This is a genomic window from Paenibacillus silvae (assembly GCF_014639235.1).
Classification (GTDB): Bacteria; Bacillota; Bacilli; order Paenibacillales; family Paenibacillaceae; genus Paenibacillus; species Paenibacillus silvae.
On record NZ_BMFU01000002.1, the window covers coordinates 249,273 to 273,955 of the forward strand.

Annotated in this window: 16 protein-coding genes; 14 read left to right on the plus strand and 2 right to left on the minus strand. The window is 46.8% G+C overall.

Annotated features, from left to right (window positions below):
- Positions 1-124: 124 nt before the first annotated feature.
- Complete coding sequence (locus tag IEW26_RS07215) at positions 125-1,285, minus strand: cytochrome P450 family protein (RefSeq protein WP_229729783.1); 1,161 nt, start codon at positions 1,283-1,285, stop codon at positions 125-127.
- Positions 1,286-1,567: 282 nt separating this feature from the next.
- Here IEW26_RS07215 and IEW26_RS07220 point away from each other — a divergent pair, with 282 nt between their 5' ends.
- The 11 genes from IEW26_RS07220 to IEW26_RS07270 all read left to right on the plus strand — a co-directional run bounded on the left by IEW26_RS07220 (position 1,568) and on the right by IEW26_RS07270 (position 19,335).
- A complete protein-coding gene (locus tag IEW26_RS07220; RefSeq protein ID WP_188591862.1) occupies positions 1,568-2,545 on the plus strand; it encodes an aldo/keto reductase in 978 nt (325 codons plus the stop codon).
- Positions 2,546-2,840: 295 nt separating this feature from the next.
- A complete protein-coding gene (locus tag IEW26_RS07225) occupies positions 2,841-3,941 on the plus strand; it encodes an ATP-binding protein (protein WP_188591863.1) in 1,101 nt (366 codons plus the stop codon).
- Complete coding sequence (locus IEW26_RS07230; protein WP_188591864.1) at positions 3,929-6,367, plus strand: DUF5682 family protein; 2,439 nt, start codon at positions 3,929-3,931, stop codon at positions 6,365-6,367. Before IEW26_RS07225 ends, IEW26_RS07230 begins: the two co-directional genes overlap by 13 nt.
- Positions 6,352-7,554, plus strand: a complete 1,203-nt coding sequence (locus IEW26_RS07235; protein WP_188591865.1) for a VWA domain-containing protein — start codon at positions 6,352-6,354, stop codon at positions 7,552-7,554. Before IEW26_RS07230 ends, IEW26_RS07235 begins: the two co-directional genes overlap by 16 nt.
- 66 nt (positions 7,555-7,620) lie before the next feature.
- Positions 7,621-11,181 carry a DUF4132 domain-containing protein gene (locus IEW26_RS07240; RefSeq protein WP_188591866.1) on the plus strand — a complete coding sequence of 1,187 codons (3,561 nt, stop codon included), beginning with the start codon at positions 7,621-7,623 and terminating at the stop codon, positions 11,179-11,181.
- 4 nt (positions 11,182-11,185) lie between these two features.
- A complete protein-coding gene (locus IEW26_RS07245) occupies positions 11,186-13,057 on the plus strand; it encodes a hypothetical protein (RefSeq protein WP_373288436.1) in 1,872 nt (623 codons plus the stop codon).
- Positions 13,044-13,322, plus strand: coding sequence for a hypothetical protein (locus IEW26_RS07250; RefSeq protein ID WP_188591868.1), 279 nt, complete (start codon positions 13,044-13,046; stop codon positions 13,320-13,322). Before IEW26_RS07245 ends, IEW26_RS07250 begins: the two co-directional genes overlap by 14 nt.
- A gap of 278 nt (positions 13,323-13,600) precedes the next feature.
- Entirely contained in the window at positions 13,601-16,108 is a 2,508-nt protein-coding gene (locus tag IEW26_RS07255; protein ID WP_188591869.1) for a WG repeat-containing protein, read from the plus strand.
- A gap of 252 nt (positions 16,109-16,360) precedes the next feature.
- Positions 16,361-16,801 carry an RDD family protein gene (locus IEW26_RS07260; RefSeq protein WP_145403664.1) on the plus strand — a complete coding sequence of 147 codons (441 nt, stop codon included), beginning with the start codon at positions 16,361-16,363 and terminating at the stop codon, positions 16,799-16,801.
- Positions 16,802-17,411: 610 nt separating this feature from the next.
- A complete protein-coding gene (locus tag IEW26_RS07265; protein WP_373288454.1) occupies positions 17,412-18,827 on the plus strand; it encodes a PepSY-associated TM helix domain-containing protein in 1,416 nt (471 codons plus the stop codon).
- A 19-nt stretch (positions 18,828-18,846) separates the two neighbouring features.
- Entirely contained in the window at positions 18,847-19,335 is a 489-nt protein-coding gene (locus tag IEW26_RS07270; protein WP_188591870.1) for a FixH family protein, read from the plus strand.
- Positions 19,336-19,506: 171 nt separating this feature from the next.
- Here the strand turns inward: IEW26_RS07270 and IEW26_RS07275 are convergent, their stop codons facing one another.
- The gene (locus IEW26_RS07275; RefSeq protein ID WP_188591871.1) at positions 19,507-22,038 is read right to left on the minus strand and encodes a heavy metal translocating P-type ATPase; all 2,532 of its coding nucleotides are present in this window, start codon (positions 22,036-22,038) and stop codon (positions 19,507-19,509) included.
- A 278-nt stretch (positions 22,039-22,316) separates the two neighbouring features.
- Here IEW26_RS07275 and IEW26_RS07280 point away from each other — a divergent pair, with 278 nt between their 5' ends.
- The 3 genes from IEW26_RS07280 to IEW26_RS07290 are packed head-to-tail and all read left to right on the plus strand — an operon-like array spanning position 22,317 to position 24,677.
- Positions 22,317-23,009: a metal ABC transporter ATP-binding protein gene (locus IEW26_RS07280; protein ID WP_188591872.1), complete on the plus strand. Its 693-nt coding sequence runs from the start codon at positions 22,317-22,319 to the stop codon at positions 23,007-23,009.
- Positions 23,006-23,809 (plus strand): metal ABC transporter permease, encoded by an 804-nt coding sequence (locus IEW26_RS07285; RefSeq protein ID WP_188591873.1) that lies wholly within the window; start codon positions 23,006-23,008, stop codon positions 23,807-23,809. The genes IEW26_RS07280 and IEW26_RS07285 overlap by 4 nt, the downstream gene beginning before the upstream one ends.
- Before the next feature lie 25 nt (positions 23,810-23,834).
- Positions 23,835-24,677 (plus strand): TroA family protein, encoded by an 843-nt coding sequence (locus IEW26_RS07290; protein ID WP_188591874.1) that lies wholly within the window; start codon positions 23,835-23,837, stop codon positions 24,675-24,677.
- Positions 24,678-24,683 lie beyond the last annotated feature (6 nt).

Below are 24,683 nucleotides of genomic sequence, written 5' to 3' on the forward strand. Positions count from 1 at the left end.
CCGGGTGTGCTGTTCTGAAGGCGTTCCACTTCGGATTTCAAGTCATCGACTTGACGCTGCAAACTACTCATTTTAGACCACAGAATGGGAATAATTAGCAGGAAAACAACCATCAAGAAGCCGCTCATATCAGTTGTACCGGGATTTCTTTGACACCACGAACGACCATGCCCGGTCTCCATTCCAGTGTATCGACATCCGCTTGAAGCCTCATGTTTGGAAAACGATGTAACAACGTGCTTACAGCAATTTCTCCTTCAAGACGTGCCAGCGGTGCACCGAGACAGAGATGAATGCCTTTGCCAAAAGCGAGATGAGAACTTTTCTCCCGAGTAATATCGAAAACATCCGGGTCCTTGAACTGTTCCTCATCCCGATTCGCTGAATCCAGCGCAACAATCACCAGATCACCTTTAGCAATGTGTTGCCCCCGAAATTCGATATCCTCTGAAGCCCACCGCGATGTGCTGAACTCAACAGGTCCGTTGTATCGAAGCATTTCTTCAATGGCCTGATGGATAAGCTCGGGCCGCTTTATTAACAGATCACGCTGTTCTGGGTGCTCCAGCAGCGCCAGTATACCGTTGCCAATTAGATTGACAGTGGTTTCATGTCCAGCAATAATGAGAAGCGACACGACGCCGAGCAGTTCTTTTTCGCTTAACTGGTCTCCCGATTCTTCAGCAATCACGAGCTGGCTGATCAGATCCTGTCCAGGGTCTTTGCGCACTTTGGCGAACCAGGCCGTGAGATACTCGGTAAATTCCTGAACGTGTTGCTGCAGCAGCACTGTATTCTTCATCGTGGAGGCTTCAATAAAGGTGTTGGACCACATGCGGAACTTGTCCCGATCCTCCAATGGCACTCCAAGTATCTCACTTATAACAATTATGGGCAGCGGGAAGGCATAGTCATCAATCAGATTCATCGTTTCTTGTGAAGGCAGATTGTCCAGGAGATCACTAGCGATGTCCTGAATATGGCTTCTCATGCCTGCGACAAGTTGAGGTGTGAAAGCCTTCTGCACAAGTCCTCGCAAGCGACGATGATCGGGCGGATCAGAAAACAGCATCGTGCTGGAGAAAATGCTTTGGCGATCTGCTCCGTAACGTTTGACCATATCTTTGCTAAACCGTGAATCCTTTAACACCTGAACGGCGTCCTCATATCGGGAAATGATCCAGCCAAATTCGCCATGGGGAAACATGACTTTGAAGACAGGCTCATCTTTTCTTAATTTTTCATAGACCGGATAAGGGTTATTCGTGAATGAAGCTGTGAACAAATGGGAGTTTGTGTTCTCATGGTTCTGATTGGACGCATGCTTCTCATCGTTTTGATGAATCTCATTGGTTTCATTCGGATTCAAATGCACAATCTCCTCTCCTGTGATGTTAGAGCCTTTTGCTCTGTATGTATTCCATACGTAAAGCATCGAAACCTTGTTTCATAATGATAAATATCCAAAAAGATGCAGGAATATCGTACATAGCTCCAGAAAAGAACAATTTAAGTGAGGAATGCGCTTGCACGTGTAGCAAATTTGGAAAAAGAGGAGAATACGCGTATGACATACAGACAGCTGCCTTTGCATTATCATCAGATTCCCGCAAGTCCCATTGTTCTGGGGTGTATGCGTTTTGGAGGAGCATGGGATGGACAGCCCATTACGAATGATCTGGTGGTTGAAGGCCGCCAGGCGGTAGAAACAGCATTGGAAATAGGAATTCATCATTTTGATCTTGCGGACATCTACACACGAGGCAAGGCGGAGCGTGTGTTTGGACGTGTTCTGTCCGAGATTGGGGGGTTACGGGAACAGATTATTATTCAATCGAAATGTGGCATCCGACTGGCCGGGGAGGATGAAGGTCCTCAGCGCTACGATACGTCAGAAGCACATATTCTGAAAAGTGTTGACGGCATTCTTTCCCGGCTTGGCATCGACTATCTGGATATTCTGCTGCTGCACCGTCCTGATCCGCTTGCCCATCCGCAGGAGATTGGAGAAGCGCTGGCTAAGCTTCATCAGGCAGGCAAAGTGAGACATTTTGGCGTGTCCAACATGGGCTCCGAGCAGATTCGCCTTCTTCAGATGTACAGTCGTGTTCCCTTTATTGTGAACCAGCTGGAGATGAGCCTTGATAAAATCGGCTTTGTCGAAGCGGGTGTAACCGTGAACCGTGAACCTTCCAAACAGAATGTATTCCCTTACGGTACGATGGAATTCTGCCAGGCGGAGCACATTCAGCTGCAGGCCTGGGGCCCTTTGGCGCAAGGAAGATTCACAGGCAGAGTGGTTGAGGGACAGCGGCCGGAGATTAAAGCAACATCAGAGCTTGTGGCACAAATGGCTGCGAAAAGAGATGTCACGCCTGAAGCGATTGTGCTGGCCTGGCTGATGAAACATCCTGCTGGCATTCAGCCGGTGATTGGCTCTATTCGCCCGGAGCGCATTCTGGCTTACCGCGACGCGACCCAAATTGAACTCACACGTGATGAGTGGTACGAGCTGTATTCGTCTTCCTGCGGACGCAGAATGTAGTGAAAGAGCACAGGTTCTCAGGAATCTGTGCTCTTTGATTTTTATTTTTCAAATGGTGATTAAAGCCTGTATAGAGTTGTTTATTGACTGGTAGTGCCCTTCCTTTGTAGTCTGGAGTATTCATATTTGTGCTCAAGCGTGTTCATGAGTAAGACCTGAGACTTACAGGGGAGTGCAGATAAGAAGGACGTTTCAACCATTTTTGCCTGTTTTCAGCGTCATGGGCTGAAAGCTGTGATAATATGAGGAAAATAGGAACATACGATCTGTTTACATGAGAGGAGACATCTTGAAGATGGAGATGCTTAAACCGCCTGCCGAGACATTGTACGAGGCCGAGTTACGGGCGTTACAACAGGAGGATCAGGGTCATCGTCCCCCAAACTGGTTATTATCCCCGGCCTATGTACGGGATTTTATTATTGGACGGGATCAGCCAGCTATGCTGGATGGGGAGAAGGTTGCGATCACACGTAAATTCTATGGTAATGATGTTCTGATAGAACGTGCGGTTGTTACACTTGCGGGTAATCGCGGGTTGATGCTGGTGGGTGAGCCGGGTACAGCCAAAACGATGTTAAGTGAGCTCCTCACGGCTGCAATCTCCGGCACAAGTTTGAATACGATACAAGGCACGGCTGGAACGACCGAGGATATGATCAAATACTCATGGAACTACGCCATGCTGCTTGATAAGGGGCCATCTGAAGCTGCGCTCGTGCCTTCTCCTCTGTATAACGGAATGAAAAAGGGGATACTTACCCGCTTTGAGGAAATTACACGTTGTCCGGCAGAAGCACAGGACAGCCTGATCAGCATTCTTAGCGATAAGGTCATGAGCATTCCGGAACTGGATGGGGGAGTGCTTTTTGCTAAACCGGGATTTAATGTCATTGCTACCGCCAATATTCGGGACAAAGGCGTTAACGAGATGAGCGGCGCGCTCAAGCGGCGTTTTAACTTTGAAACGATCAAGCCGATCCAGAATGTGAAAATGGAAGCGAAGATCATTGAATCTCAGGCGAGAAATCTGTTATTACATAGTGGAATTGATACCGAAATTCAGACCGATGTGGTGGAGCTGCTGGCAACAACGTTTATGGAGCTGCGCACAGGCATGTCGCGTGAAGGCTACAAGCTGGATACACCGCAAGCGTCGATGAGCACTGCAGAAGCGGTATCTGTATATGTGCAGAGTGCGATGACATCGTATTATTACGAGGGTAAATCGATTGCGCTGGATCGTTTGGTTCAGAATATGCTGGGTACGATTGCCAAGGAAAATGACAAGGATCTGAGCATTCTGAAAAATTATTTCTCCAAAATTGTGAAGGCTCGCTCCGCAGAAGAGGAAATCTGGAAAAATTATTATGAGGAAAGAAAATGGATCGGTTAGGCACGGTACCGCCTGCTGACACGGCCGTTTTATCGGATGCTGCGGCTTTAAAGCAGCTGCATTCTTTGTTGGAGTCAGATGTATACAACCTGAACAATCGAACGCTCTATTTTCCAATACGGCATCACAGTCCAGCCTGTGCACATCATCTGCTGCGAGTGATTGAAGACTACAAGCCAGAAATGATTTTGATTGAGGGACCCGAAAGAGGCAACTCGCTTATTTCCGTGCTGACGGATGAGGCGACCGTACCTCCAGTCAGTCTCTATTACACCTATGAAGATGAGCATGGCCGGGAAGCTTGTTATTATCCGATGCTTCGATATTCACCCGAATATGTTGCATTGAAGGAAGCGAAACGACGGGATATACGAGCATCCTTCATGGATCTGGATTATCGACATGTCTCAAGGCGTACAGACAGCCCTGCTAATCCGGCGCAGACGGAACAGCAGGACGTTTCGTTCCAGGATGAAACGCTGCTGGCCAGCTCGGATTTTATTAACCGACTATGCGAGAAAACAAACTGCCGCAGCTTTGATGAGTTGTGGGAAAAGGTGTTTGAGATCGGCGGGCTGGAGAAGTCAACCTGTGCATTCGTGCAGGATGTATTCACCTACTGTACATTATCCCGAATGTGTTATACCCCGGAACGATTAATTGCGAGCGGTGACCTGTTAAGGGAAGCTCATATGAGAAAACGAATCAGGGAAGCCGGGGAGAAACATGAGCGGCTGCTTGTGATCACAGGTGGTTTTCATACCTACGGTTTACTACATGAGAACGTCTATGAGGCGGAACAGGAGGTGCATTTGCAAGAAGCTGCATCAGAGATGCAGCAGCAGATGTATCCGATGGTATATACGTTTGCCGAGGCGGATCGTCTGAACGGTTATGCCAGTGGCATGCCTTACGTGTTTTTCTATGATCAAATATGGGGCGAGCTGCTGCGCACTCCAGGTTCAGCTTACCGTTTAACAACACTGAATGTGTTATCCAGGCTGACGCGCAAGCTTCGGGACCATCAGGAGCACGTATCTACGAGCGATGCGATTGAAGCTTACAGCATGATCCAGGGGCTGGCACAGCTTCGTGGCAAGCAGGAAGGCGGAGTCTACGAGCTGATGGATGCGGCGCTTACTTCTTTTGTCAAAGGGGAGTTAACGCTTGCTACCGACAAGCCGCTGCAGGAACTGCAGCTTCTGCTAACCGGTGATGGCATTGGAAGTGTAGCGCCTAATGCTTTTCATATTCCGATTGTAGAGGATTTCAAAACCCGCTGCACGGAGTTTAAACTCCAGATCCGAACGACTGGTCAGCACAAAAAGGTGCTTGATCTGTATGCCAAGCCGGAGCATCGCTTGCTTAGCCAGCTATTTCAATGTATTGCCTATCTGGTACCTGAGTTTGCGAAACGACAGGCCGGCCCTGACTGGATCGCACAGCGTGATATGAATCTCGTTCGCGAAACCTGGGAGTATATGTATTCTTCGCGGATTGAAGCCAGGCTTATTGAAAATTCCCTATATGGCGGTACACTTGCTGCTGCGGCTACTCGCAAAATGGAAGAGCAAATGCAGGACATTCCGAATCATCACAGCGGCGAGCTTGCGCAGCTGATGCTTCATGCACTGCTGATGGGACTTCAGGAGACAGCGCTGCAGCTGTATGCGAAGGTGCGGGCAGCGCTGCGAACAGATGGACATTTCTTGTCTTTATGCAGCAGTCTGACCATTCTGAACCGTGTTCATCAGCACCGCAGGTTGCTGGGTTTATCGGATGATCCCCATCTTCCAGAACTGGTGTCGGAAGCGTATAACAATGCGGTGGACAAGCTGCTTCAGCTGTCCCGAACTAATGCAGATGAGCATGATGGGATTATTCAGGGACTGAAGCTGCTTGCGATGCTGGCAGAATCATCAGAGGAGCAGTTTCAGGATATAACGTTTCGCAATCAGCTGAACGAGCTTTTACGTGATCCGAAGCTGCCAGCTCAGCTGGAAGGGGTATGTATCGCTATTGCATCAGGACTGGGTGATCGATCAAGGGACGAGATTGTGGAGCGTGCCCGGGGATATATTCACGGGACTCCTGAACAGATGCGTCAGACAGCTTTATTTCTACAGGGGGTCTTCACGGTGGCGCGGGATGCGTTCTTATATGAAGATCAGCTGCTGTCCGAGCTGAACGGGTTGATCGAACAGTTATCCTACGATGATTTTATTGCGATGATTCCTGAATTGCGGTTAGCCTTTACTTATTTTACACCGATGGAAACGGGTCTGATTGCGGAACGTGTGGCCAAGCTGCATCAGGTGGAGCCGGATGAGATGTCTACCCCAGCGCTGGATGAGCAGCTTCTGATGCAGTTCAGAACGCAGGATGAGGCACTTCGAAAGGAGTTTGCTGCATGGAAATTAATATAAACGGCTCTCGCCACGAACAGGAAGAAACGTTGACAGAGCTGCCTTTAACCGCTGAACGCAGTGCTGTTGAAACATTGAACCGGTGGCGCTTGATTCTGGGGGAATCTGCAGAAGAAGGGCTGTGTGAAGCCGATTCATATGCATCTGACGAATTTCAGTATACCGAGCTGGATGAAATTCTGGGATACCTGTACAACCGTGAATATGGGGAAGAGCAAGGCTATCGCAGAGAAGGCGGGCGCGGTTCGTCAGAGCTTACCGTTCCTCATTGGTTACATAAGGTCAGGGAGCTTTTTCCCAAATCCACGGTTGAAATTCTGGAAAAGCAGGCACTGGATCGCTACGGGCTGACGGAACTGCTGACAGATCGAAAGCTGCTGGAGTCGCTTGAGCCCAATATGAATCTTCTCAAAAACATCATGCAGTTTAAAGGCCGAATGAAAAATGATGTGCTGCGAAGTGCCAAGGATATTGTGCGGGTGGTCGTTGATGATCTGCGCAGGAAACTCGAATCTCACGTCAGGGCAAGCATTATGGGCAAACGCAGTCGATATGCAGCAAGCTCGGTGCGCTCCCTGCGCAATTTGAATTTTAAACGTACGATTACACGCAATCTAAAAAATTATGATAAAGACAAACGAAGATTTGTGATTGATCGTCTTTATTTTGATGGCAATATACAGCAGCATAACAAGTGGAACATCATTATCGGTGTTGATGAGAGCGGCAGTATGATGGATTCGGTGATTTACAGCTCCGTTATGGCAAGTATTTTTTATCGTTTGAATGCCTTGCGGACAAAATTGTTTATTTTTGACACCAAGGTGGTTGATCTGAGTGATCGGCTGGAGGACCCTGTGGATGTGCTGATGAATGTGCAGCTCGGGGGAGGAACTCATATTGCCAAAGCGCTGCGTTACGGAGAGACACTGATCGAGAATCCGGGCAAAACAATCTATATTCTGGTCAGTGATCTTGAGGAAGGATACCCAATCAATCAGATGTATCAGGCGTGTAAGGATATTATTGATGCAGGCTGCAAGCTGCTGGTGCTTACAGCGCTCGATTTTAATGGAAATTCGGTGTATAACGAACATGCCGCGCAAACGCTCGCCAACATGGGCGCACATGTCGCTGCGATTACCCCGAATGAACTCGCAGAATGGATTGGAGATATCATTACCTGAAATTCAACTAAATGATCTAACTTCAATTGAATTACTTTAACATCTCATTTTAAGGAGGAAATGATTATGCTTACCGCTGACCGTGCAGTTGAGAGTTTGGTAGAGAAGTTCGCTTCCGTCTGTTCAGACGATTATTCGCTGAAGACGGATCGCAGCTCCGAGATTATTGATTATGTTATGGGGGCGACCGACAAGTTTCCGGATATGATGGGGAAAACGAGTCATTATGTGTATCGAACCGTAGATGCTTTAACTAAACTTGGCAAGAAGGAAGAAGGAGATCTCTTTTTCCGTGCTGGCGCAGTGGCGATGCATCTCGAATCGAATTATTTTCGAAGAAGCCCTTGGGGTGTAAGTGCATTTGATGCTTGTCTGGGTGATGACTCGGAGGCCTACGGATTAAATGGGAAAAGCAAGCACCCGGATCGTATGGCAGCCTTATCATCCCGTTTGAAAAAAATGAAGCAATTCGCGGGTGAGCAGGAGATTCTCACTGAGCTCAAGCGACGTGTGAAACGCGCACAATGGCTGTTTGACTCCAAAAAAGCAGATAGTGAAGGCAATTTCGGAGATGTGCTTGATGCTATGATGCTCATTCATTTGTGTTTGCAATTGCAGGATGAGTTTACGAACACCGACGAGATCAAAGAAAGCAGGGATAGACTGCCCCGGCTGTTCCAGCATCTCCTGGAAAATGATACCGTAAAGCTTCGTGAAGAGCTCTACAGCCTGATCGAACCATTGATTGCAGGCAGTGTCCAAGGCAAGCAAAACAGCTCCACTCAGCTGCTGGAAGAGGAATTTCTTCAGCAGAACCGTAGCGAGCTGATTGCCAAGTATTATCCTGAAATTACTTTTTCGCCTAAACATCATATTTCCCATGCTGTGTTCCATCAAACGATGGTGTTAGTAAGCAGTGCGTTATTATATCTGACGAATATTCATGGGGGGAAACAGCGTTTTCTTGAAAATGTAAGTGGTGCAGGTGCAGTTCTGCATGAAATAATCCAGCATCTGCATGAGCTGTACCCTATAGAGGTTCGTCAGTATCTGCTCAGCATGAATCCTCGTTCAAGAAATGCAAATGACTTGCTGGACAGGCTGGTGCCTTTGGATGAACCCTATCAATTGATTGAAACTCTGCGGCTGGAGCTGAACTCGTACAGAGTATCCTGGAATACGCTAAAAGCGGCCATCGCCAGTCAGCCTGAGCAGTCCAAACGGGCCTATGAAATTGTCAAAGCTCCATTTTTGAAGTTATGTTTACAGAAGATGATGTCAGATCAGGATATTGCCTTGCCTCAGTCGGATGTTACTATCGAAGAAGCTGTATTCCAAGTGCTGCGCCAGCCGCTGGAAGGCGGCAGACAAGGGCTTGCTATTGCCAGATATCTAAGCGGAGAATATTCCCTTGAGGAATACTGGGCAGACAAAGACAGCCGTGGCTTGTTCAATCACGTGAACCGGGATCGGAAACGAGTTAACCTTCTGATCAGCATCAGCTTCTTGCCAATCGATTCAGAGCCGATGCACCGTTTTTCTATTTTGCTGACACACCCGGACTGGACGCTTGATATCGTATCGGATATGTATCACTCCTATGCGTTTAGCGGTGAGCAGATCCTGAATACGTACGGGAATGATCCTAAGGTCAAACGGGAGCAGCTGCTAACCAGTTTGATCTCTCTGAATGGTATGACGGATTATACGTATCTGTCGATGCCGCAGGATGAGTATCGCCGTATTTTACAGCAAAACATGGAACATGCACTGAAGCAGTACAAAAAACTGCCAACGGATACACGCATTTTGACACTGGAGGTTGCGTTTGAGCAGCGCGATACACTGTCTAAGAAACAATTGGTGGCAGCCGTTCAGGCAGGTTTGCAGGATGCATCCAAGCGAGCGAACAGCATCGCCCTTGCTGAGTTTAACCGCATTCCAGATCAAGAGCTGTATATGATGATTTACCGTGCAGAGAAAAAGGCTGCGATCAAAGAAATGGCGCTGACAGCGATCCGCAGTCTGGATAACAGCAAGCAGCTGTATATGGAGCTCCTGGAGAACGAGAAATCAGCGGAGTGGAAAAATCTGATTCAAATTCTGCTCGATACCGCTGAGCTGAGTCCGGAGTATGCACACGCCGCTCTTGCTGAGCTGGCCGATGCCAAAAAAATGTCCCGCATCAGCTGGCTGCCCCTGAAGGAACTGCCTACCCTGATTCGCGAAGCAGACGGCCAGCCGCTGGATGATCGGATCAAGCAGTATGTATTAGTGCAATCCATTGATCACGGTTCTGGGCCCAACGAACGATTGAATGAGCTGAGAGAATATGTGAGCGAAACGTCGCTTATTCGTTTTTCTAAAGAGCTGCTGCAGTTATGGATTCAGGAAGAAGCACCTGCCAAGGAAAAATGGATCATGTATCTGTCCGCTTTATTCGGAGATATTGAGATCGTTCATATTCTGACGCCGCAGATTAAGGAGTGGACGGAGAACAGTCGAGGTGCAATTGCCGCGGAGGCGGTGAAGGTGCTCGCTTTCCTGAATGAACCTGCTGCACTGATGGCCATCGACAAGATCAAACGAAGTGTGAAGAACCGTCAGGTGAAGGGCGCAGCTGAAGAGGCGCTGCATCTTGCTGCCGAGAACCTTGGACTAACGGCTGAGCAGCTGGAGGATCGACTGGTAACTTCCCTTGGATTTGATGAGAAGGGCACGCTGCAGCTTAGTTACGGAGAGCGTTCTTTCCAAGTAAAAGTGAATGCAGACCTGCAGGTGGTTGTTTTAAATGAGGATACAGGGAAAGCGGTAAAAAGCTTGCCTGCTCCAGCCCAAAAGGATGATCCTGAGCTTGCGGCTCAATCCAAAGCACGTTTCACTCAGCTGAAGAAGGATCTCAAAACGATGGTGACGATCCAGACGCTGCGTCTGGAAGAATCGTTATCCAAACAACGTCTCTGGACAGCAGAGGAATGGACGGCTCTGTTTGTAGACAACGTCATTATGCAAAAGTTCGCAGTTGGACTCATCTGGGGCATCTATGAGCAAGATGAGCTGCTTCATACGTTCCGGTATATGGAGGATGGAACCTTTAACACAGTAGATGAGGATGAAACAGAGCTGCCATCAGGGGCTCAGGTAGGGCTCGTGCATCCGCTTGAACTGGATCAGGAAACGCTGGAGGGCTGGACTACACAGCTTGAGGATTATGAGGTGAAGCAGCCGTTCGAGCAGCTGAAGCGTGCCATCCATCTGGTTGAAGCTGAGGATCAGGCCAAAACAGAGTATGACCGTCTTCCACAAGAAGAGTTCTCACCAACGGCTCTTCCGAAAGCGCTGGAGAAATATGGCTGGATCAAGGGGCCTGCCCAGGATGGCGGCTGGTTCAATGCATTTTACAAGGAATACGGTGATCTGGTTGCCGAGCTTCAATTCAGCGGTACAAGCATTACCTATTATGAAGGAATGGAAGATGTTACGCTGGAATCCTTGCACTTCTTCAAGCCACACGGTACGAGACAGCACTATTATTATGCAGATCATAAATCGATTGCTTTGGGCAAAATTCCTGGCCGTGTGTTTAGTGAGACCATCTATGATATTTTGAGAGCAACGGGGCGCTGAGCACGTGAGTATGAATAAATTCCAAGAGAAATTCAGGCATTTCTCGAAGCTATGCACCGAGGATTATCTCATTCGTTATGCGAACAAGGGATTATATAAGAGGGCACTGAAGGAACTGGATCAAGGTATACATGTGAATTATACCTGGGGTGAGGCATCGGTTAAGTGTGAGCTAAGTGAGGGTACCGAATGTACCCTCTATGCCTCGCTCGATCAATGGCAGTGCTCTTGTCCGTCCGAGCATATTTGCAAACATGTGCTGATTGCCATTCTGTATGACCAGCGTCAGCAAGCGGCAGAAGGGGAGGAATCCGCTGCAGCATCAGCAATATCTCATGTAACTTCTGAAGAGTCTTCCTTGAAACCAGCGGAAACGCAGTTATCTTCTTCTGGCTTGCCGAATGAATATGCCAAGCCTGCTGATTCCGTGGCACAGGAGCTGCCTGTGATTATGGAGCAGGACCATTCTGACTACAAGCTGCAACTAGAGCCAGCAGATACACCTTCCCGTTTTCGCTGGATGCTTGAGACCGATCTTGCAACGATGATTAAATCGTACACTGCATCCATGATTGAGGAAGTCGTTTTTCGGCTGCGTTATCCTGAAGAAATTCGCATCAAGGAGGATACGCTGCTCACTGTGCAGTTGAAAACTCAGGACATTGAAGTGTCTTTTACAGATGAGCCTAATCTGACAAAAGCTTTATGCAAGGTGAAGCAGACGCCCGGAAAGATGGCGAAGCTTGAAGCGTTGCTGCGCTACCGGATGATTCATGGAATCCATGATATGGAGGTTCTGAGTGTTCGTGCATATGAAGCGAAGTTCTCGCTTCAAACCGTTCAGGAATGCCGCGAGGTTCTGGCAGGTATGCTGAAGACTGGGCTTGCCCGGCTGCCTCAATCTTATCTGGCGCAGCTGGAGACGCTTGCCATTGCCGCACACAGCGGTAATCTTCCGGATATTGAGCGCAGCTTGCGCGGCATTCAGGGTGAGCTTCAGCTTTTTTTCAAGCGGCATGTGCGCTTCTCCATGCAGACGATGCTGGAACGAATAAGCAAGCTTTATCTTGCGTTAGAAGTACTTATGCAAGGCGATATATCTGTGAAGCAGCAGAGTCAGCTTGTAGGCAGCTTTCGCAGCAAGTATTTTACCGTGCCTTCTCTTCATCTCTATGGCCTGGGAGCAGATTCTTGGGAGACCCGATCCGGCTTTCGCGGGATTACGTATTATTTCTATGGTCTGGATGATGGAGAGATGTATACGTATAGCGATGTGCGTGCGGTCTATTATGAGGATCAGCAATTCTCGTTTGCGGAGCATTATGCTGCATTTACCCCATGGCTGCCAAGCCTGACGTTTAGTCAATTTACTGGAGAAGAAGTGCTGTTCCAGTCGGTTAAAGTGAATGAAGAACGTCGTATATCTTCTGGCGATGGGGCCAAATTGACCCTGTTGCCGCGAACACATGTGACCGAGGTAAATTTTGGGTCGTATCTGATGGATATACCATCTGCACTCCAGCATCAACCGGACTCGATATCCTTGTTCACGGAGCCGAAAGAACGATTGGCCCTCATTGAGGTTACTCGCATTGTAGAGCATACATTTAACAAACAGACACAGGATTTGATTCTTACGGTAGAAAATACAGACGGGCAGTGCCTGCCACTCACTCTTCCGTATTCCTCGGATTGGCAGTCCATGATTCATCGGCTGGAATCAGGGTTCGGTTCTCAGAAGCTGGAGCACTTCTATGCGTTTGTACGATTGGAAACGAAGCGCATCAGTCCGATCAGCTTCCTGAAAGGTCAGACGCTGCTTAGTTTGAAGCTGGATTCCAGCAATGGAAGGATGGGACGTTTTGCACGAAGATAATGAATTGATGCAGCACTTATCCAGCTGGTCCGAGGAATTACTGCTTCGGGGGTTATCTCAATTTACTATTCGGGATATTGAACTGCTTGAACAGTGTGCTGCTGCCGCGCAGCGACTACAGATGCAGTTTCTGCACGAATTGATAACAAGTGTTATCGAAGCCGGGCGCCGGGTAGCATTGGGTGAAGGTGAAGAGGAGCGATTGCTAGATCAGTATTGTCGCCTGTCTCAATATGTTCAGCTTAATGCGAACGTACAAGCTTGATTTTGAAAAGGTTATCTCCGGACTGGTTATGGATTAGTTTAACTTCTGGTGGGAGGATGGGAACAGATTTGGAGCATTAACCCTAATTATAAATAATCACGATTAAAATTGCAGTTGGCTCAGCTAGGCCGCTGCAATTTTTTTGTGTTATGTGAGCTATATTTTAATGGATGGGAAGAAAGTGAGTCTTTGGAGAGAAGGTGAAAGCATTTTCGTGTCATATCCCGAGTTATGCTGCATACCATTAGGCGAATGCGGTCATAAGGGAGGAAGCGGAGATGTCGATGAGTGAACCGCTATTACTGCAAATTGTGAATCAGCATATTCCGGCCGGGGCAACGGTCATCACGATTGATAAACCGGTTCAACATCCAGCTGTGTATGCGGCCGATCTTACAGGTGACGGGTTGCCGGAGATAGCTGTAGTATATCAGCTTCATAGTGAGCTGTATCTGTTAATTCTGAAATTTGTTCAAGGTCAGTGGATCAAAATGGCTCTTACCAGAGGTTTAGGTTATGGGGTTACGCTGCTGACGGCAGCCCCGGTCACATCAACGGCAAGGAATAATCTTATTGTGGGCTGGCAGATTGGCGCAATATGGTCAAAGCTCGCTGTGTATGAATGGACTGAATCCGGGTTGACCGATATCGTGCCTGATGATCTATATTACAGCTATGCAGAGATTGTGGATATGCCCGGCATGCAGGGCCGAGATGGAAAGGTTGAAATCGCGTTATGGGTTCATGATACTGGTGAAGCCTATCGGGTGGACATTATTCGGTGGCAGCAGGGGCAGTGGGTTGCAGCGACGGATGTATATCCTACGTATTTTCCCAAAGTCGTGCATTATTACAAGCAGCTTACAGCACAATATCCGGACTATGTGTTCTACTGGTATTATCTTGCGGATGCCCAGTTTCATGCCGGGTTATATCCAGCCGCGCTGGCTTCCGTCCAGAAAGCATTAAGCCTACCGGAAGCGTATCCTTCCAGAGAAGAACTGCTCAAACTGGAGAAAAAAATTAAACAGACCATGACCACCAGTGACCGTACTCAAGCGGCAGCCTGGTTATATCCGATATCTGTTCGCACGACAAACGGGATACGCTGGGGTTATATGGATGCACAAGGACATATTCGCCTTGAACCTGTTCTGCAGCAGGCTCAGGCGTTCCAGCCAAATGGCTTGGCCGTTGTGGAGAAGGACAATCGTGCAGGGGTCATTAATTTACAGGGACAGTATGTGGTTCAGCCCTTATATGATTCTATTAATTCTTTTTCCGAAGAGCGGGCTATAGCTATAGATTCTCAAGGTTTTAAAATGATTAATGAACACGGGGCGGTCCTGACCCCAAGGGCCTATCCGTTTATTGCAGATGTGCAGGACGGACGTGCGGTATTTTACGATACGGGCACGGATCAGACAACACCAGGCTCCATTCTTTACGGATATTTGGATGCCTCGGGCAAAGAAGTGATTCGGGCACAATATATGTCTGCGAATGATTTCCAGCATGGTAAAGCGGTTGTACAGATCAAAGAAAAGGAATATGCGCTTATTGATCGCAATGGAAATAGGATATCAACCTATCCCTATGCCTATGTAGGACCGCTTGGGGATGGCTTGCTTGCTTTTCAGAAGGAGCTTTCAGGCAAATACGGATACATTGATGAACGGGGGAATGTCCGAATTCAGCCGAAGTTCTCTTCTGCACTTCCTTTTAGTGGCGGGCAAGCGATTGTAAATACGTCAGAAGATTATCGCTCGAATTATGGGGTCATTAATAAGCAAGGATCATTTGTGATTCAACCGGCTTACAATGACATTCGTGAGCTGGGAGAGCAGAGGTACGCACTTGGGAAAGCTATTGATCCGGAGCAGCCTTATATTGGCTCATTGTATGCGATTGCTGATGTGAATGGCAGGAGATTAACGGAGTTCATCTATCGAAATGTAGAAAATTACAAACATGGTCTTGCTTCGGCATCGAATGGAACTCAGACGTATTTGCTGGATTTGAGCGGCAGACCTGCTCCTGGGTATCCTCATATTGAGGGAGCGGGATCACTTGAAGTCGTGGCACCCGATCTGATTAAAGTATTTGTGGATCAGCGTTTATCCTATGTGAACCGGGCAGGGCAGATTATTTGGTATCAAAACACCATCGTACCGCTTGAGCCGCCTTATCGAGTGCGTGAGGAGAAATACAAGCCTAACCGGGACTACCTTGTCTATTATCCGCAGGTCGAAGGCTTAACAAGTCAGGCGCAGCAGGATGTACTGAATGGTAAGCTGAAGGAGCTTTCCCAGGTCAAACCGATTCCTGCCGATCAGCAACTGGATTATACGTATACGGGGGATTTCGATATTACGTTTTACCAGCAGCAGCTGCTTCAACTGCAATTAACCGGTTACAACTATCCAGCTGGAGCCGCACACGGCATGCCAACGATGATCTATGCCATTATTAATCTGTCGGATGGGCAGCTGTATGAGTTAAAGGATTTGTTTAAAGCAGGCAGCGACTATGTGAAGGTGTTAAGCCAGATTGTCGGGGAGCAGATCAAAAATGATCCGCAGTATTCTTATGTTTTCCCGGATACGTATACAGGCATCAGTGCCAATCAGCCGTTTTTTGTTACAGCAGACGCGCTGCATCTGTACTTCAACCCATATGATATTGCACCGTATGCTGCAGGATTCCCGACGTTTACAATTCCGTTCAGCCAGATCATGAATATAATCAATACCGAAGGATCGTTCTGGAAAGCTTTTCATATGTGAATGGGGGATGGGGGAGTAATCTGTTCCAAAACGCGCAAAGCAGAGGCCATATGTCCAATATGGCTTCTTTTTATATAATATGGCGAATAAATAAGAAAACTAGGAGAGGAGCTAACATATGCAATGTAGTTAACGTGAAAACAGACAAATTCCCCTTAAAGTTTGTTCTGAAATTCACAAACTTCAAGAGAGTGAATATATAAAGAATTAAATATAAATCATATGTTTGGAATAATTTTCATGTATAATAAAATGTTGTACCAGGTATGTAAAAATCGTTTGGAGGAAATCATTTTGTACAAAGCAGGTTTTTGGATTAGATTAGGAGCAGGCATTTTGGATAGTTTGATTATTTCGATTCCTGTGGCCATCATCGTGTATATGCTCACAGGTCACTATGACACAGACGATCTGAACGCCAGAATATTAAGTGCGTTATATTCAATTATTTTACCAGTTTACTGGTATGGTCGAACGATCGGCAAACGCATATGCGGAATTCGAATTCAAACGTATGATACACATGAACCGCCTAAAATAACGACAATGTTAATGCGAGTTTTGGTTGCTGGAATTGTGTACGTACTAACTTTAGGTGTTGGAGTTATTGTCAGTGCATTTATGGTCGGATTACGAGAGGATCGCCGTGCAATTCATGATTTTATTGCGGGAACAGAAGTTGTTTGGGATTAAGGTGAGGAAAAGTAAAAGTTGAAAAAAGGATTAAATCTGAGTGAGCCTTTTTTCAACTTACACACTGTTTCACAAAACTCGTATTTTGTACATATGTATCGCCAGGTTTACTAATAGCATTATAACGTCCATGACTCGAATAACCCGATTGCGGTGCCCACATTTCGGCATTCGTGAATATCGAAGCTGAATCACTTTTTCTATTTCTTCCCCTAAACAGTATGTTTCTGATTCCCTGCTCATCGAATCTATACAAAATAGATCCCTCTCCTGATTCTTTATGACGACGAATCGCCTCAAACAGTTTTTCACCAATTAGATGTTTTGTACCCAGTAATTACTTCCATTATAACGGATTTTACAAATTATTCATTTTCTCTGTTAATCATTCGCTATGCTTAACCGTTTTTCTACATCGCTAACATGATGACCTATTGAAAAATTATAATTAGCAAATTTTCATTCTAAAAATATTATTCCAAATATTGAACAAACAATGAACAAAAAACCTCTTATTTACTATGAGATAGCTCTATTGAGCCATCTTCTAATTGAGAAGGCTCACGTATACTTAAAAAGTATTTTATCTATTAAAGAATGGAGTTAGATGATGAGGACGATGCCCGCAGAACATTCAAGCTCTTCTACACCCGAAATGAAAAGAAAAACATCATCCGTAGTACGCCAGTCCGTCTATCAATCCGCATGGAGGTGGCATTTTTACGCCGGTATTATTTTTGCGCCCTTTTTAATTATTTTGGCTTTTAGCGGCGCCGTCTATTTATTCAAGCCTCAGATTGAAGGACTACTGTACAAGGATATGTTGACGGTCCGTGAAGTCGGGACAACTCCGATGGCACCAGAGAGTATTGTGGGAAAGATAGTCAAGGGTTATCCCGGAACGGTGGTATCCTCGATCACATTGGAAAACAACAGAGAGTCTACTTATAAGCTTTCCGTCACTAGTGATGGAATTTCCAAGACGATGTATGTTGACCCTTATACGGGGCATGCGCGCGGCGCGATGGATAGCAGCAAGACCTTCTCGGCCTTTTTCAAAAAAATGCATAGTGAGCTTGTGATTGGTGGGACGTTCGCTAACCGACTTGTCGAACTTGCCGCATGCTGGGCGATTATTTTAATTTTAACGGGACTATTCCTGTGGTGGCCAAGAAATAAAGCATCCATTTGGGGAACGATTTTACCACGCCTTAGTAAACCGGGAAGCCGTCTCTTTTGGCGTGATTTACATGCTGTCCCTGCCTTCTGGCTATCTCTGCTGATTCTGATAATTATTTTAAGTGGCCTTCCTTGGTCAGGGATCCTCGGCGGTCAGATTGATAAATTAGCCAATTCGACCAATACGAATACGCCTCCCTTCGCCTACAGCTTTGGAGAAAAACCGGAATCCGTTACAGTAGCAAAAGATATTGCCGAGGATCTGCCTTGGGCAGCCGAGAATGTTCCCGTACCCGTTTCAATGTCTGGAAAGTACGTTCCGCTTGGACTCAACGACATTGCCCTTATCGCAGATGATCAGCGAGTTATCAAGCCCTATACCATTACCTATCCTGCCGGAGCAACGGGTGTGTTCACCGTATCTACTTCCCATTCCAAGCCAGGTCACAGCGCCACACTTCATATTGACCAATACAGCGGTGCGGTACTGACCGATGTTCGCTTTGCGGATTATGGAATTATGGCCAAACTTATCTCGTATGGTATCGCCTTTCATGAAGGAAGACTATTCGGTCTGGTGAACCAGCTACTGGGTCTGATTGCTTGCCTCGGCTTAATGCTCATATCCATTAGCTCTTATGTCATGTGGCGAAAGCGAAAGCCCGCGGGTAAGCTTGGAGCACCGACTAAACCCAAAAATCCAAAAGTAACGATAGGTGTGCTGATAATCATGCTGGTTTGCGGCGCCATCATGCCGCTAGTAGGCTTGTCCATTTTAATCGTGCTTGTTCTTGATCTATTCATTCTCTGCAGAATCAAGTCGCTCAGGCACTGGTTCTCGATTTAATAGCTAAAGGAGTCTAAATATGAATATAAAAATAAATCGAATGTACAAATGGATGTCTCCTGTACTGCTTGTTGTGTTGCTGTGCGGATGTACTGCCAAGGTTGCAGAAACCGATGAGAACGGCCTTCCCCCACATATAAGCGTGGATCTTCAATTACCTGAAGAATTTAAAATAGGTAGCTCTAACATTTTTTCAGTACAAGTGTCCAAACGTAATGTACCGATGGAACATGCGGAGACAGCTGAATTTGTGATATGGCCAGAGAACGATGAGGATTCTGCCGTAACGATTAAGGCCGATGAGCTTTCTCCCGGTTCGTATGAAGCCTCTTATGTTATTGAGAAAGAAGGACTATATGTGGTGCAATCACGAATCCAATTCGCGGATGCTCAGGTTATGCCAACCAAACGTTTTGCTATTGGAGATCAGGCCATAGAGCGTCTTGTACAGCTTGAGAACGATCAACACACGGATGCGCCTGCTCCAGCAGCCGGACATCACCATTAAACAAACAATCCCTCTACAAACACTACTTCCCTCTCGTTACGACGTAAAATGATAACTTATACTCATACAGCTAACCTGGTCCATGAAAAAAAGAAGTCGCTATGTTAGCGACTTCTTGACCTTTTCAAACTTAGCTCGTCCCACTAGTGCTGTTCATCTCAAGGAGGAATGCTAAAGCTTCATCCTTTGCAGACGCAGAGAATTCAATACAACCGATACTGAGCTGAAGGCCATTGCGGCGCCAGCGAGCCAAGGCGCCAAGAAACCCAGGGCTGCAATCGGAATACCGATGACATTGTACGCAAGAGCCCAGAACAGGTTTTGCTTGATATTGCGCATCGTTCTTTGGCTAAGCTCGATGGCATCCGCTATACTGTTCAGATCCCCGCGCATCAGCGTGACATCCGCAGCTTCCACGGCAATATGTGTTCCAGTCCCAACAGCCATTCCGATATCGGCTACAGCCAGAGCAGGAGCATCATTAATTCCATCTCCCACCATAGCTACTTTTTGTCCATATTCCTGAAGTTTTTGTATTTCTGCCGCTTTGCGTTCGGGGAGAACTTCAGCCAGTACGTTCTCGATACCCGCTTGTCTAGCCACCGATCGCGCTGTGCGCTCATTGTCTCCTGTCATCATAACGATTTGGATACCCATGACTTGTAGCCTGCGGATGGCTTGTTTTGACGTGTCTTTGATTGTATCTGCAACAGCAATCATGCCAGCCCACTGTCCATCTACGGCTACGAGCATCGTGGTCTTTCCCTGTTTTTCCAGCTCAGACATTTGAGTGAGCGCTTCTGGCGGAACGGCCACATGTTGATCTGAGAGAAGACGTCGTGTACCAATGAGAACGTCCTGGCTCTGTACAGTAGCTTGCACTCCGTAGCCTGGCATGTTCTTAAAGTGCTCAGACTTCGAAAAAACCTTCATTCCTGATGCTTTAATCCCTTCGACAATCGCTTCAGCCAGTGGATGTTCAGAGCTTTGCTCCACCGCACCTACCTGGTTCAGAAGTGCTGTTCTTGTCCAGTTCGCAGCAGTTTTAACATCTGTCAGAACCGGCTTACCGTTTGTCACCGTTCCTGTTTTGTCCAGTACGACCGTTTGAATGTGCTGTGCAGATTCCAAATATTCTCCGCCTTTGAACAGAATGCCGTACTCGGCTGCACGCCCTGAACCCGCCATAATAGAGGTTGGAGTGGCTAGCCCGAGAGCGCAAGGACAGGCGATGACCAATACCGCAATCGCCTTCTCCAGAGCACCACCGAAGTCATTAGGACTGATCAACAGGTACCAGAACAAGAACGTGATGGCTGCAAGGCTGACTACAATGGGGACAAAAATACCTGAAATTACATCGGCAATCCGCTGTATGGGAGCCTTGAAGCCTTGTGCCTGTTCCACAATCTTAATAATTTGCGATAGTGCGCTGTCTGCGCCCACACGTGTTGCTCTCAAACGCAGAATACCGTTTTTATTCATTGTAGCTCCTGTGACGGAGTCACCCGGTTTCTTGTCCACGGGAAGGCTTTCACCACTCAACATGGATTCATCAACGGATGAGAATCCTTCTTCCACTACACCGTCTACGGGTATCTTTTCGCCAGGCTTCACGATAACAAGATCGTTCATCAAGACGTATTCAGGCACGAGACTGATTTCCTGATCATCCCGAATCACTCTTGCACTACGCGGAGCCATTTCTATTAGGCTTTTGATTGACTGAGTGGAACGTCCCTTGGCTAAAGCCTCCAACCATTTGCCGAGCAGAATAAGAGTAATTAGTACCGCACTGGTTTCAAAATAAAAATCACCCGGAGCTTGTGACGCAGCATTCGCAGTATCCGTTACAACTGAACTACCTCCATGATTGTGACCGGATAATCCACCTGTGCTAGTTAATGAAGTTAAATAGAGACTGTAGAAATAAGCCATACTTGTTCCCAGAGCAACCAGTACATCCATGTTGGCGCTTCGGTTTTTCAATGACTTATACGCACCGATGTAAAACTGGCGACCCAGGAAGAATTGCACAGGAGTCGCGAGTACCCATTGAAACAATGGATTCATAAATACATCAGGCACCCAGATCCAGGAAGTGAATGAAAAGTGCCCTGCCATCGCCCATAATAACGGGAGAGAAAGAATAGCCGACAGAATCCAGTTCCATTTTTTTCGTTGTATTTCCTGTTCTCGTAGGGAGACGGTCTCTTCTTCGGTTTCTTTTAATTGGGCAGTGAAACCCAATTGTCTGATCTTATGGATGAGATCAGAGCCCTTCAATGTTCCCGAAACGTATTCGACATGACCCGTTTCCAGGGCCAGATTCACATTGGCACGTGACACACCAGGCAGCTTGGACAGACCTTTCTCAATTCGCGCTGAACAGGCCGCGCATGTCATGCCTGTAATATTCAAGTCGACAGATTCGGTGACGGTTTGGAAGCCCAGCGCTTCCACTTTGTTCTGAAAATCATCTATACCGATATGGGCAGGATCATAGGATATCGTCGCCTTCTCCATAGTGAGATTGACGTTAGCCTGTTGTACGCCCTCCATACGAGATAATCCCTTTTCAATACGAGCAGAACAGGCTGCACAAGTCATCCCTTTAATGTGAAGGGTTGTTTGCCACAGTGCAGGATGAGCATCTGTATTAGTTGAAGGCTGTGTTAATTTTGGGGTAGAAAGCTTGTCCATATTTCCGGTCTCCTTTTTTGAATATGTTTGCTCCATCCGTTCGTCTAGAACCATCATACTTGAATAATAGGAAACACAGGATGACTCATAAGAGCTATCTCCAGGCAGTTACAGTTTACAAATGAAAATAATATATGAACTTTTTCACCAAACTACAGCAGTTTGGTTCCGAATTCATGTCTTCGTAACAATATCCGTCCTAATATAGCTAGAACGAGCCATGTTCGCTTTCTCCTCCAATGTGCATACTGGATAGGAAAGAAGGTGAACGATGAATCATGCCTCCAGCTCTGGAAATTCAGCATGCTACGACCGGTTATAGCACCTCCCCCGTTCTTCACAAGCTAGACTTTCAAGGCGATCACGGGGAGATGATTGCGATTACAGGTGCGAATGGCGCAGGAAAAACAACGCTGTTTAAAGTCATCCTCGGTCTGATTCCTCTGAGGGAAGGCTCCATTAGCATTGGCGGACGACGGATGGAACACAAAAAAGACTTTAAATGGGCTCAGAAAAAAATCGGATTCGTGCCTCAGGGCGTACAGAAAGGAAATCTGCCCATCACGGTTTTTGAGTATGTGATGCTTGGCAACTGGGGAAAGTCATTTGCTTATTGGAAGCGTCCTTCTATAGCAGATAAACAAAAAACGACTGAATGGCTTGAGCATGTCGGATTAACGGAACTTGCCAATCACGATTGCAAGGATTTATCTGGAGGACAACTGCAACGGATGAATATAGCTCATGCATTAATACGTGAGCCTGACATCTTGCTTTTGGACGAGCCAAGCACTCATTTGGATACGTTCTCAAGAGATTTGCTGTATAGACTTATAGATGAATACAGACAGCGGGCACCTCAGTTGCTCACGCTTATGATCACTCATCAACTGGAAGAAACGGAACATTTGCATGACCGCATTTGTCTTATGAAGGATGGCATGTTAACGGATGTTGGTGGTACTACATGACGTTAATCGACTACATACATATTCCATTGTTCCAGCGGGCATTGATCGCCTGTATGATCGGGGGTAGCTGTTTGTCCCTCGTGGGTATTGTCGTGGTTCAGTTCCAGTTGACAGTTGTGCGATTTGCTCTGATGCATCTGGCTCTTCTCGGAGGCGCATTCGGATTGCTCATCGGCATGAAGCCTATGCCCGGAGCCATGCTGGCTATTCTTGCCGGCTCGTCGTTATTCGGTCCGTTATCTGCCAAGGTCAAGCTCGAACCCGCCATAACTGGAGCCTTTCTCATGACAGGTTCGCTTGCTGCAGCTTTAATGCTGTTCCATATGGGGGGAATCCCTGCGATGGATGTATTTGGTCTGTTTGCAGGCAGTATTCTGACGCTCACTTCTTTAGATATGTGGTTGCTGGGTGGAATCAGCTTAATTATTGTGTTTTTGTTCATAGTTTGTTACAGGGAGATTCAACTTTTGCTTCATCATGCAGACCATTCGGAATGGCTAGGTATTCCCGCTACCAAAATTCGCAATGTGCTGCTGTTTCTGACTGGAATCTCGATTGGAATCGCGATGAAGCTTGTGGGAGCTTTACTGATTGACGCACTATTGCTTCTACCTGCCATGGCAGCTACTAGAGTAAGCAGAACGTATAAACAATTACTCTTGTTGTCATCTCTTTTTGGCACAATGACTGCTGTTGGAGGTTATATCGCTTCGCTTGTATTCGACCTGCCAACAGGTGCTTCCATAACCATGATTGGCGTCATCATCTCAAGCCTTTGTTATATGTTTACACGAAAATAATGATATCTGTGGAGGTTTAATTCTAATGAAACATTCCAGAAACATACTAAAAAAATTCTCCCCTCTGTTGGTGCTTGTCATGGGAATCATTCTTTTCACCGGATGTACAGGAAATGCATCCAGTACGGTAACTGAAAATGCTCAGGACACAGAATTGAAGCAAGCTGAAACGGTCACTCCAAAGATTGTCGCATCCACAAGCTGGACAGCGTTACTGGCTAAAACAGCTGGTGCGGACAGCATCTCGACCCTTGCTCCCGTGGACATGAAACATCCCAATGAGTATGATTTTAAACCTACCGATATTGAAAAAGTAAATGATGCGTCAACGGTTATTTACTCTGAATATGAACCGTTTATGAAACAAATTTTGGAGGCAGCCGAAGTATCCGACGAAGCTCGGCTTATCGTGGTAACAGAGAATACACCGGACATGCTTCGCAAACAGATCACCTCCATTGCAAAGAAATTGGGAACAACGGATACTGCACAGCAGGCATTGAAGGAAATTGACAGCACATTTGAAGCAGTGACTGCTGCAACGGCCAAGCTGGACACTGAATCCAAACGAGTGGTTGCTCAGGCTTACATGGTACCTGTAGCCAAAGCTCTCGGATACGAGGTCATTGGCGAATTCGGTCCGACTGAAGTGACGCCGACACAAGCAGCAGAGCTTGCCGCTTTGAAGCCTGCGCTGATTATCGATAATTTCCACTTACCTCAAGGAGCGGAAATTGCCAATATCGCAGATCGTCCGGTTGTCGAACTTCGTAACTATCCCGAAACTGCCGAACAAACACTGGTAGAGCTTATTCAGGAAAATGCCAAAAAGCTGGGACTCCATCTGGAAAATTTAAATAGAGATTAAACATAA

Excerpts from the sequence above, each read along its gene's own strand:
- IEW26_RS07225 (WP_188591863.1), top strand. The coding sequence starts at position 2,841 with ATGGAGATGCTTAAACCGCCTGCCGAGACATTGTACGAGGCCGAGTTA.
- IEW26_RS07260 (WP_145403664.1), top strand. The coding sequence starts at position 16,361 with ATGTTGTACCAGGTATGTAAAAATCGTTTGGAGGAAATCATTTTGTAC.
- IEW26_RS07275 (WP_188591871.1), bottom strand. The coding sequence starts at position 22,038 with ATGGACAAGCTTTCTACCCCAAAATTAACACAGCCTTCAACTAATACA.
- IEW26_RS07290 (WP_188591874.1), top strand. The coding sequence starts at position 23,835 with ATGAAACATTCCAGAAACATACTAAAAAAATTCTCCCCTCTGTTGGTG.
- IEW26_RS07220 (WP_188591862.1), top strand. The coding sequence starts at position 1,568 with ATGACATACAGACAGCTGCCTTTGCATTATCATCAGATTCCCGCAAGT.
- IEW26_RS07285 (WP_188591873.1), top strand. The coding sequence starts at position 23,006 with ATGACGTTAATCGACTACATACATATTCCATTGTTCCAGCGGGCATTG.
- IEW26_RS07255 (WP_188591869.1), top strand. The coding sequence starts at position 13,601 with ATGTCGATGAGTGAACCGCTATTACTGCAAATTGTGAATCAGCATATT.
- IEW26_RS07280 (WP_188591872.1), top strand. The coding sequence starts at position 22,317 with ATGCCTCCAGCTCTGGAAATTCAGCATGCTACGACCGGTTATAGCACC.
- IEW26_RS07265 (WP_373288454.1), top strand. The coding sequence starts at position 17,412 with ATGAGGACGATGCCCGCAGAACATTCAAGCTCTTCTACACCCGAAATG.
- IEW26_RS07270 (WP_188591870.1), top strand. The coding sequence starts at position 18,847 with ATGAATATAAAAATAAATCGAATGTACAAATGGATGTCTCCTGTACTG.
- IEW26_RS07240 (WP_188591866.1), top strand. The coding sequence starts at position 7,621 with ATGCTTACCGCTGACCGTGCAGTTGAGAGTTTGGTAGAGAAGTTCGCT.
- IEW26_RS07230 (WP_188591864.1), top strand. The coding sequence starts at position 3,929 with ATGGATCGGTTAGGCACGGTACCGCCTGCTGACACGGCCGTTTTATCG.
- IEW26_RS07235 (WP_188591865.1), top strand. The coding sequence starts at position 6,352 with ATGGAAATTAATATAAACGGCTCTCGCCACGAACAGGAAGAAACGTTG.